Annotated in this window: 3 protein-coding genes, 1 tRNA gene and 1 rRNA gene; 1 reads left to right on the forward strand and 4 read right to left on the reverse strand. The window is 69.6% G+C overall.

The features are described 5' to 3' along the window. Positions 1-163: 163 nt before the first annotated feature. A complete protein-coding gene (locus tag ACT2CW_RS34115; RefSeq protein ID WP_445519376.1) occupies positions 164-5,722 on the reverse strand; it encodes a HAMP domain-containing protein in 5,559 nt (1,852 codons plus the stop codon). A gap of 250 nt (positions 5,723-5,972) precedes the next feature. Between ACT2CW_RS34115 and ACT2CW_RS34120 the strand changes: the two genes are divergently transcribed. Further along, positions 5,973-8,606, forward strand: coding sequence for a SpoIIE family protein phosphatase (locus tag ACT2CW_RS34120; RefSeq protein WP_164436247.1), 2,634 nt, complete (start codon positions 5,973-5,975; stop codon positions 8,604-8,606). Between the two features lie 83 nt (positions 8,607-8,689). Here ACT2CW_RS34120 and ACT2CW_RS34125 read toward each other — a convergent pair. From ACT2CW_RS34125 to rrf, 3 genes are all read right to left on the reverse strand, one after another. Further along, positions 8,690-8,762: transfer RNA gene (locus ACT2CW_RS34125), tRNA-Thr, on the reverse strand. Between the two features lie 60 nt (positions 8,763-8,822). After that, positions 8,823-9,521, reverse strand: coding sequence for a DegT/DnrJ/EryC1/StrS family aminotransferase (locus ACT2CW_RS34130; protein ID WP_164436245.1), 699 nt, complete (start codon positions 9,519-9,521; stop codon positions 8,823-8,825). Between the two features lie 105 nt (positions 9,522-9,626). Beyond that, positions 9,627-9,743, reverse strand: a 5S ribosomal RNA gene (gene rrf, locus ACT2CW_RS34135). Between the last annotated feature and the right edge of the window lie 162 nt (positions 9,744-9,905).

A 9,905-nucleotide genomic window follows, 5' to 3' on the forward strand; every position in this document is an offset into this window, starting at 1 on the left:
CATGGTAGCCGCACCCCGCTGTTCGCCACACCCTGTCACCGCGATGTCACTGTGCACGTAGCAGAAACGCGGTGGGAGACCAGAAGGTTCCCCGAATACCGCGTTCCCACACGTGTTCGGCGACACTCAGTCAACACCACGGCTGTCCCGCGCGTTCCTCGGGTCACTCAACCGACATCCACTGCTCCATCACCGTAAGGAGATGATCGGTGTCGACCGGCTTGGTGACGTAGTCCGACGCGCCCGCTTCGATGCTCTTCTCCCGGTCGCCCTTCATCGCCTTCGCGGTGAGGGCGATGATCGGCAGCCCGGCGAACTGCGGCATCCTGCGGATCGCGGCCGTCGTGGCGTAACCGTCCATCTCCGGCATCATGATGTCCATCAGGACCAGTACGACATCGTCGTGCTGCTCCAGGACCTCGATGCCCTCCCGGCCGTTCTCCGCGTACAGCACCTGGAGCCCGTGCTGCTCCAGCACGCTGGTCAGCGCGAAGACATTACGGATGTCGTCGTCGACGATCAACACCTTTTCGCCGTGGAAGCCGCCCGCCGGCTCCGGGGCCACCAGATCCTGGCCGCCCAGCAGCCACGGCTCGGGGGCCTGCGCCTGCCGTCCCGTTCGGCGGCCCGCCGACCGGGCGCCCGACTCCGTCTCCGGCTGCGGCGGGGCCTGCTCCTCGTTGGTCCGCGGCGCCTCCTGCTCGGCCCGCTGACGCCGCCGGAAGAGCCCGGAGCCGCCACGGCCGCGTGCCGTCTGAGAGCCCTCTGAGGCGTCCTGTGCGGCCTCCTCCCGCTCCGCCGCGGCACCGTTCTCCGTGGTCTCCTCCGCGGCGCCCGGGAACGCCTCGAGCGCCAGCGGGGCCGAGCTGCTCGGGGCGAGCTGCGGGTAGCCCTGGGGCGGCAGCTCGCTGGGGTGCAGCGGCAGGTAGAGCGTGAACGTCGAGCCGCGGCCCGGCTCGCTGGCCGCGTGGATCTCGCCGCCCAGCAGCCGGGCGATCTCCCGGCTGATGGACAGGCCCAGTCCGGTGCCGCCGTACTTACGGCTGGTGGTTCCGTCGGCCTGCTTGAACGCCTCGAAGATCACCCGCATCTTGCTCGCCGCGATGCCGATACCGGTGTCGGTCACCGAGAACGCGATCATGTCGGCGTCCGCGTCGCGCAGCGCACCGTGCTCCAGCAGCTGCTCCCGGATGGCGTGCGGCACATCCGCGCCCGCCGGCCGGATGACCAGCTCCACGGCGCCGCTGTCGGTGAACTTCACCGCGTTGGACAGCAGATTGCGCAGCACCTGGAGCAGCCGCTGCTCGTCGGTGTGCAGCGTCGCCGGGAGCTCCGGCGACACCCTTACGGAGAAGTCCAGGCCCTTCTCCGCGGTCAGCGGCCGGAAGGTGGCCTCCACATAGTCGACGAGCTGGACCAGGGCGATACGGGTCGGGCTGACGTCCATCTTGCCCGCCTCGACCTTCGACAGGTCCAGGATGTCGTTGATCAGCTGGAGCAGGTCCGAGCCCGCGCCGTGGATGGTCTCGGCGAACTCCACCTGCTTCGGCGAGAGGTTGCCGTCCGCGTTGTCGGCGAGCAACTTGGCCAGGATCAGCAGCGAGTTGAGCGGCGTGCGCAGCTCGTGCGACATGTTCGCCAGGAACTCGCTCTTGTAGCGCATCGAGACCGCGAGCTGCTCGGCGCGCTCCTCGAGCACCTGCCGGGCTTCCTCGATCTCGGTGTTCTTGGCCTCGATGTCGCGGTTCTGGCGGGCCAGCCGGTCGGACTTCTCCTCCAGCTCCGCGTTGGACGCCTGGAGGGCCTTCTGCCGGTTCTCCAGCTCGGCCGAGCGCTCGCGCAGCTGCTCGGTCAGCTCCTGCGACTGCTTCAGCAGCACCTCGGTCTTGGTGTTGACGCTGATGGTGTTGACGCTGGTGCCGATCATCTCGGCGATCTGGTTGAGGAAGTCCTTCTGGATCTGCGCGAACGGCTGGAACGAGGCCAGCTCGATCACGCCCAGCAGCTGCCCCTCGAAGAGCACCGGCAACACGATCACATGGGCCGGAGCCGCCTCGCCGAGCCCCGAGGCGATCTTGAGATAGCCCGGCGGCACGTTCTCCACCAGGATCGGGCGCTTCTCCTCGGCGACCGTGCCGATCAGCGTCTCACCGGGCTTGAAGCGGTTGGGCATCGAGCCCTGGGTGTAGCCGTAGGAACCGACCAGCAGCAGCTCGTAGCCGTCGTCGGAGGTGCTGTCCGCGACCACGTCGGTGCCCTCGCCAGGCGGTACGGCCAGGAAGAAGGCGCCGTGCTGGGCGGAGACCACCGGGGTCAGCTCGCTCATGATCAGCCGGGCGACGTCCTCGAGGTCGCGGCGGCCCTGCATCAGACCGGAGATCCGGGCCAGGTTGCCCTTGAGCCAGTCCTGCTCCTTGTTGGCGAGCGTGGTCTCGCGCAGGTTGGCGATCATGGTGTTGATGTGGTCCTGGAGGACCTGGATCTCGCCGGAGGCGTCCACGTCGATCTTGAGGTTGAGATCGCCACGGGTCACCGCGGTGGCCACCTCGGCGATGGCGCGCACCTGACGGGTCAGGTTCCCGGCCATCTCGTTCACCGACTCGGTCAGGTCCTTCCAGGTGCCGGCCACGTCCCGCACCCGCGCCTGGCCGCCCAGCTGGCCCTCGGTGCCCACCTCACGGGCCACTCGGGTCACCTGGTCGGCGAAGGACGACAGCTGGTCCACCATCGTGTTGATGGTCGTCTTCAGCTCGAGGATCTCGCCCCGCGCCTCGATGTCGATCTTCTTGGTCAGATCACCCTGGGCGATGGCCGTGGTGACCATGGCGATATTGCGGACCTGGCCGGTCAGGTTGGACGCCATCGAGTTCACGGACTCGGTGAGGTCCTTCCACGTCCCCGAGACGCCGGGCACCCGGGCCTGGCCGCCCAGGATGCCGTCCGTGCCCACCTCGCGGGCCACGCGGGTGACCTCGTCGGCGAACGACGACAGCGTCGTCACCATCGTGTTGACGGTGTCGGCCAGCGCCGCGACCTCGCCGCGCGCCTCGACCGTCACCTTCTTGGTCAGATCGCCGTTGGCGACCGCGGCCGAGACCTGCGAGATGTTCCGCACCTGGATGGTCAGGTTGTTGGCCATCAGGTTGACGTTGTTGCTCAGGTCCTTCCAGATACCGGTCACGCCCGGAACCCGCGCCTGACCGCCCAACTGCCCCTCGGTGCCCACCTCACGGGCCACCCGGGTCACCTGCTCGGCGAACGACGACAGCTGATCCACCATCGTGTTCACCGTGGTGACCAGCTCGAGGATCTCGCCCTTGGCATCGACGGTGATCTTCTTCGACAGATCGCCCTTGGCGACCGCCGTCGTCACCTCCGCGATCGAACGCACCTGGGACGTCAGGTTGTTGGCCATGCTGTTGACGGACTGGGTGAGGTCCTTCCACGTCCCGGAGACGCCCTGCACCTCGGCCTGGCCGCCCAACTGGCCCTCGGTGCCCACCTCGCGGGCGACCCTGGTGACCTCCTCCGCGAAGGACGACAGCTGGTCGACCATCGTGTTCAGAGTGTTCTTCAGCTCCAGGATCTCGCCGCGCGCATCGACGTCGATCTTCTGGGACAGGTCACCGCGCGCGACCGCCGTGGCCACCTGCGCGATATTGCGCACCTGGGCGGTCAGGTTGCCCGCCATGCCGTTCACCGAGTCGGTCAGATCGCGCCAGACGCCCGCCACACCGGGCACCTGCGCCTGACCGCCCAGCCGGCCGTCCGTACCCACCTCGCGGGCGACCCTGGTCACCTGCTCGGCGAAGTCGGAGAGCTGGTCGACCATCGTGTTGATGGTGTTCTTCAGCTCCAGGATCTCGCCGCGCGCGTCGACCTCGATCTTCTGCGACAGATCGCCGCGCGCGACCGCGGTCGTCACCTGGGCGATACCGCGCACCTGCGCCGTCAGGTTCCCGGCCATGGAGTTCACGGAGTCGGTCAGGTCCGCCCAGACGCCGCTGACCCCGTCCACCCGGGCCTGACCGCCCAGCCGGCCCTCGGTGCCCACGTCCCGCGCCATCCTGGTGACCTGGTCGGCGAACGAGGACAGCTGGTCCACCATGGTGTTCACGGTGTTCTTCAGCTTGAGCATCTCGCCGGAGACGTCGACGGTGACCTTCTGCGACAGATCGCCGTTCGCCACCGCCGTGGTCACCTGGGCGATGTTGCGCACCTGTCCGGTGAGGTTCCGGAACGCGGTGTTCACCGAATCGGTGAGATCCTTCCACGTCCCCGCCGCACCCGGCACCTGCGCCTGACCGCCCAGCTCGCCCTCGACGCCGATCTCCCGGGCGACCCGCGTCACCTCGGCGCCGAACGACTGGAGCTGGTCCACCATCGTGTTGACGGTGTTCTTCAGCTCCAGCATCTCGCCGGCCACATCGACGGTGACCTTCTGCGACAGATCGCCGTTCGCCACCGCCGTGGTCACCTGGGCGATGTCCCGCACCTGCGCGGTGAGGTTCCGGAACGCGGTGTTCACCGAATCGGTGAGATCCTTCCACGTCCCCGCCGCACCCGGCACCTGCGCCTGACCGCCCAGCAGCCCCTCGGCGCCGACCTCGCTGGCCACCCGCGTGACCTCGTCAGCGAAGGTGCGCAGCGTCTCGGTCATGGTGTTGATCGTGTCGGCCAGCTGCGCGACCTCGCCGCGTGCGCTCACCGTCACCTTCTGCGACAGATCACCGTTGGCGACCGCCGTGGTGACCTGGGCGATCCCGCGCACCTGCGCGGTCAGGTTCCCGGCCATGAGGTTGACGGAGTCGGTGAGGTCCTTCCAGACGCCCGCGACGCCCGGCACCTTCGCCTGGCCGCCGAGCTCACCCTCCGTGCCCACCTCACGGGCGACCCTGGTCACCTCGGAGGCGAAGGAGGAGAGCTGGTCCACCATCGTGTTGACGGTTTCCTTCAGCTCGAGCATCTCCCCGGACACATGAACCGTGACCTTCCGGGACAGATCGCCCTTGGCCACCGCCGTGGTGACGAGAGCGATGTCACGCACCTGAGCGGTGAGCCGGGAGGCCATCGTGTTGACGGACTCCGTGAGGTCCTTCCACGAGCCCGACATTCCGCGCACCCGGGCCTGACCGCCCAGCTTGCCCTCGGTGCCGACCTCGCTCGCGACCCGGGTCACCTCGTCGGTGAACGCCGAGAGCTGATCCACCAGGCCGTTGACCGTGCGGCCCACCTTCAGGAACTCACCCCGCAGGGGATGCGCCGACCCGTCCGAGCCCTGGGCCCGCAGGTCCATGCGCTGCTCCAGGTCGCCCTCGGCGACCGCCGACAGCACCCGGCCCACCTCGGACACCGGCCGTACGAGATCGTCCACCAGGGCGTTGGACGCGTCAATGGCCGCGGCCCACTGCCCCTCACAGGCGCCGGTCTCCAGCCGCTCGGTGAGCTTGCCCTCGCGGCCGACCACCCGCCGCACCCGGGTCAGCTCGCCCGTGAGCTGGAGATTTCGGTCCGCGACCTCGTTGAAGACCGCGGCGATCTCGGACATCACGCCCTCGCCCGAGACCGTGAGCCGCTTGCGGAAGTTCCCGTCCCGCATGGCCGTCATCGCGGTCAGCAGCCGGTTCAGGGCCGCCGTGTCCACTTCAGTCGTCCCATTGCTCCGGGACCGTCCGCCTTTCGCGCGCGTATTCGTGCCCCGCGCCGCTGCGCCAGACTCCACCGTGTCCCTCCCGCAGGGTTGACCGTCCTCGTCGGGTTCTTCTTCCAGCTTCCCCAGTGTTTCACCATGCCCCAACCAGGCCATAACAGTTCGGCAGCATCCCACACCGCCGAGAGCACCTCTGGGTGGAATCGAGACCGACCGGCATTCGCGACGGCATCGGTGGTAAGTAACCTGGCAACCGGCCAGGGCATCGGAGGGGCGCTGCGACATGGGTGAGCAGTTCGCCGAGACACTTATGAGGAGACCTGTGATCACCGCGCGGGCAGCCGCCACCTTCGAGCCGGTGGGACGCTCGGTCGCCGCCGCCCGCACCTTTGTCCGGGACACCCTCCAGGGGTGGGGCCTCACCGATATCGTGGACGACGCCGTCGTCCTGACCAGCGAACTTGTCACCAACGCGGTGGTGCACGCCGGTACCACCGCCGATGTGGTCTGCATCCGCGCCGACACCGGCGTGCGCGTCGAGGTCGCCGACCGCTACCCCGAGCGCGAGGTCCCGCTCCAGAGCAACGGCGGCCACCACTTCGGGCACCCCGACCGCGAGGGCGGCCGCGGTCTGCTGCTGTGCGCCGCGCTCGCCGCCCGCTGGGGCGTCGAGTACACCGCGACCCACAAGCAGGTATGGTTCCAGCTCGACTTCCCCGACCGCCCGGCCGGCACCCGGGCCGCCGGGCCCGCCCTGCCCTCCAGCGCCCTGCCCATCGCCGACTCCCGGGTCCGGGTCGGCGTCGTCCAGGTCGACAGCGGCGGACTGATCAGCGCCTGGAACGACGACGCTCAGGAGCTGTTCGGTTACCAACCGGAGCAGATCATCGGCAAGCCGCTGACCGACCTCGCGGCCTGGCCGCACACCCCGGGTACCGGCACCGGCGTCGCCGAGGCGCTCCTGCTCTCCCGCTGGGAGGGCTCCTACGGCATCCGCGGCGCCGACGGCAAGGTCTCCCCCGTCTACGCCTCCCACCTGCGCATCCGCGACGCCGAGGGCGAGCCGTCCACCGTCTGCCTGATGGTGCGCGACCGCGAGCGCGCCGTGCTCCAGAGCCCGATGCGCGGTGCGAACGTGGACACCGCAGAAACCGCCGAGCGGGGCCCGGCCACCGACGCCTTCGAGGTCTTCATCGGCTCCCCGGCCCCCGACGACCTCGACGGACTGCTCCAGCGCACCGTCGAGCGGGCCCGCGACATGCTCGACGGCGACGCCGCCTACCTCCTGCTCGCCACCGACGACGAGACCGAGCTGGAGGTCCGCGCCTCCACCGGGCTGCCCTCCGCCCGCCAGCGCTTCGCCCGCGTCCCCGTCGAAGCGGGCACCGGGCGCTATGGCTCGGCCCGGATGCCCGCCGTCCACGAGGACCTGTCCGCGGTGCCCGGCGCCGTTCCCCTGCTGGTGAACACGGGGATGCGCTCCGTGGTCACCGTCCCGCTGAAGGTCGAGGGCCGGCTCACCGGCTCGCTCGGCGTCGCCGCCGAGTCCCCCGCCCGCTACAGCAACGAAGAGGCCCTGCGGCTGCAATTCGCCGCCGACCGCATCGCCCTCGCCGTCGAGCGCGCCCGCCTCACCGAGCTTGAGCGGCTGCGCCGCGGCTCCCTGTCCTTCCTCGTCGAGGCGTCCGACCTCCTCGCGGGCACGCTGGACCGCGACCAGACACTGGCGCTCATGGCCCAGATGACGGTGCCCACGCTGGCCAGTTGGTGCGCCGTCTATACGGTCGCCGACCAGGCGTCCGAGCCCGAGCTGTCGTACGTTCTGCATGAGGACGAGGACCGCATCGACGGGCTCAAGGCCCTGCTGATGAAGATCGATCCACCGGAGCAGGTCCCCACCGGCGGCGCCCGCAGCTGGTCCGGCCCCTACGACGCGGCCCACGCCGCCGCCCTGCGCACCTCGCTGCGCAGCCTGAGCCTCGGCGACTCCGCCCGCCCCTCCTCCGGCCCCGGCGCCTCGCTCGCGACCGCCTCCGCGGTCGGCGGGGAGACGGTCGTGCTGCCCCTGGTGGCCCGCAACCGGGTCATCGGCATGCTCATCCTCGGCAAGCCCACCGACGAGCACTTCCGCCAGGAGAACCTGGAGCTGGCCGAGGACCTCTCCCGCCGGGCCGCGCTCGCGCTGGACAACGCCCGGCTCTACTCGGAGCGCACGGCGATCAGCCAGTCCCTCCAGCGCAGTCTGCTGCCGCCCGAGCAGCCCGAGGTCCCCGGAGTCGAGGTCGAGGTCATCTACCGCGCGGCGGGCGAGGGGAACGAGGTCGGTGGCGACTTCTACGACCTCTTCCCGATCCGCGACGGGGCGTACGGCTTCGCCATCGGCGACGTCTGCGGCACCGGACCCGAGGCCGCCGCGGTCACCGGACTCGCCCGGCACGCCCTGCGGCTGCTCGCTCGCGAGGGCTTCGGCGGCCCGGCGGTCCTGGAGCGGCTCAACGCGGCGATCCTCGACGAGGGCGCCCGCAGCCGCTTCCTGACCCTCCTCTACGGCGAGTTGTGGCCGCAGCACGACGGCAGCGCGGTGCTCAAGGTCGTCTGCGCCGGACATCCGCTGCCGCTCCGGCTGCGCCAGGACGGCAGCGTGGAGGCGGCGGCCGAGCCCCAGCCGCTGCTCGGCGTCATGGAGGACCTCGAGCTGTACGAGCAGACGGTGACGCTCGACCCGGGCGATGTGCTGCTGTGCGTCACCGACGGCGTCACGGAGCGGCGCGAGGGCACCAGGATGCTCGGCGACGACGGCCTTATCGACGTCCTCACGACCTGCACCGGCCTTACGGCGGGCGCGGTGGCCTCCCGGGTGCTGCGGGCGGTCGAACGCTTCGCGGCGGAGCCGCCGTCCGACGACATGGCGATCCTGGCGATGCGCGTCCCCGAGCCCGAGCCGGCCGACGCCTGAGGCGGCCGGGCGGGCCGGGGCCCGCCCGGCGCCGCCCGAACATGACGAAGGCCCCCGCCACGTGGCGGGGGCCTTCGCAGGAGAGCCCCAATACGGAATCGAACCGTAGACCTTCTCCTTACCATGGAGACGCTCTGCCGACTGAGCTATTGGGGCGCGTCGACGAGATCGATCATACCCGAACTCGGGTGCGCTCCCGACCACCCGCCCCGTCGCTCAGGCGGCTGACTGAAGCAGCCCGCCCAGCGCGTTGCAGGCCGAGACCACGCGCTGCAACTCCCGCCGCGACATGGTCGGATCGACGGGCAGCGCCAGGCACTCATCGGCCGCGCGCTCGGTCTCCGCGAGCCACAGATCGCGCCGGAAGCGCGCGGTGCGGTGCGCGGGCGTCTGTACGGGCACATGGCATACGACGCCGCGAGAACGCAGCGTACGGGCGAAGGCGTCCCGGTCCGGCCGGCCGTTGCCGGGGACCCGGACGACGTATTGCTGGTAGGTGTGTTCCACACCGGGCGCGACAGGCGGCGTGAGGACGCCACGCAGCTTTCCGTCCAGATAAGCCGCGTTGGCCTGCCGCCGCAGTATCTCCCCGGCGGGCTCGCAGGCAGCCCCGTATCCGATCACCAGCACGCCGTGGCGCCGGCCGAGCTCGGTGAGGGCCGCCATGTCGGCGGGATGTCCGAAGGTGTGAATGGCCACGATGGCCGCGGTCCTGGGCGTCAGCGCCTCGGCCACCGCGGCCGGGTCTATGCAGTAGGTATGGGCGTCGATGTCCACGAACACCGGCCTGGCGCCGGCCAGCAGCACCGCTTCCGCGGCCTCGGGAGTGCCGTAGGACGGCACGATGACCTCGTCGCCCGGTCGCACACGCGCCCGGGTCAACTCATGCAGCAGCTCATCCGTAGGAGTCCCCATGAGCGACATCGTGCCCAGACAACATGAACACCGAGTGGCTCGCAATACAACAAGAGAAGAGCCCTGCCGGTGACCGAAGTCCCGACAGGGCTCTCTGCAAAATTTGTTCGGCGGCGTCCTACTCTCCCACAGGGTCCCCCCTGCAGTACCATCGGCGCTGAAAGGCTTAGCTTCCGGGTTCGGAATGTAACCGGGCGTTTCCCTAACGCTATAACCACCGAAACACTATAAAGTTAAACCGGACCCAGCCCACACAAAAAGGGGCGGTCAGACGGTTCATTGCTTCAGAACCAACACAGTGGACGCGAGCACCTGAGGACAAGCCCTCGGCCTATTAGTACCAGTCAACTCCACCGGTCACCCGGCTTCCATATCTGGCCTATC

The organism is Streptomyces sp. NEAU-174 (assembly GCF_052665095.1).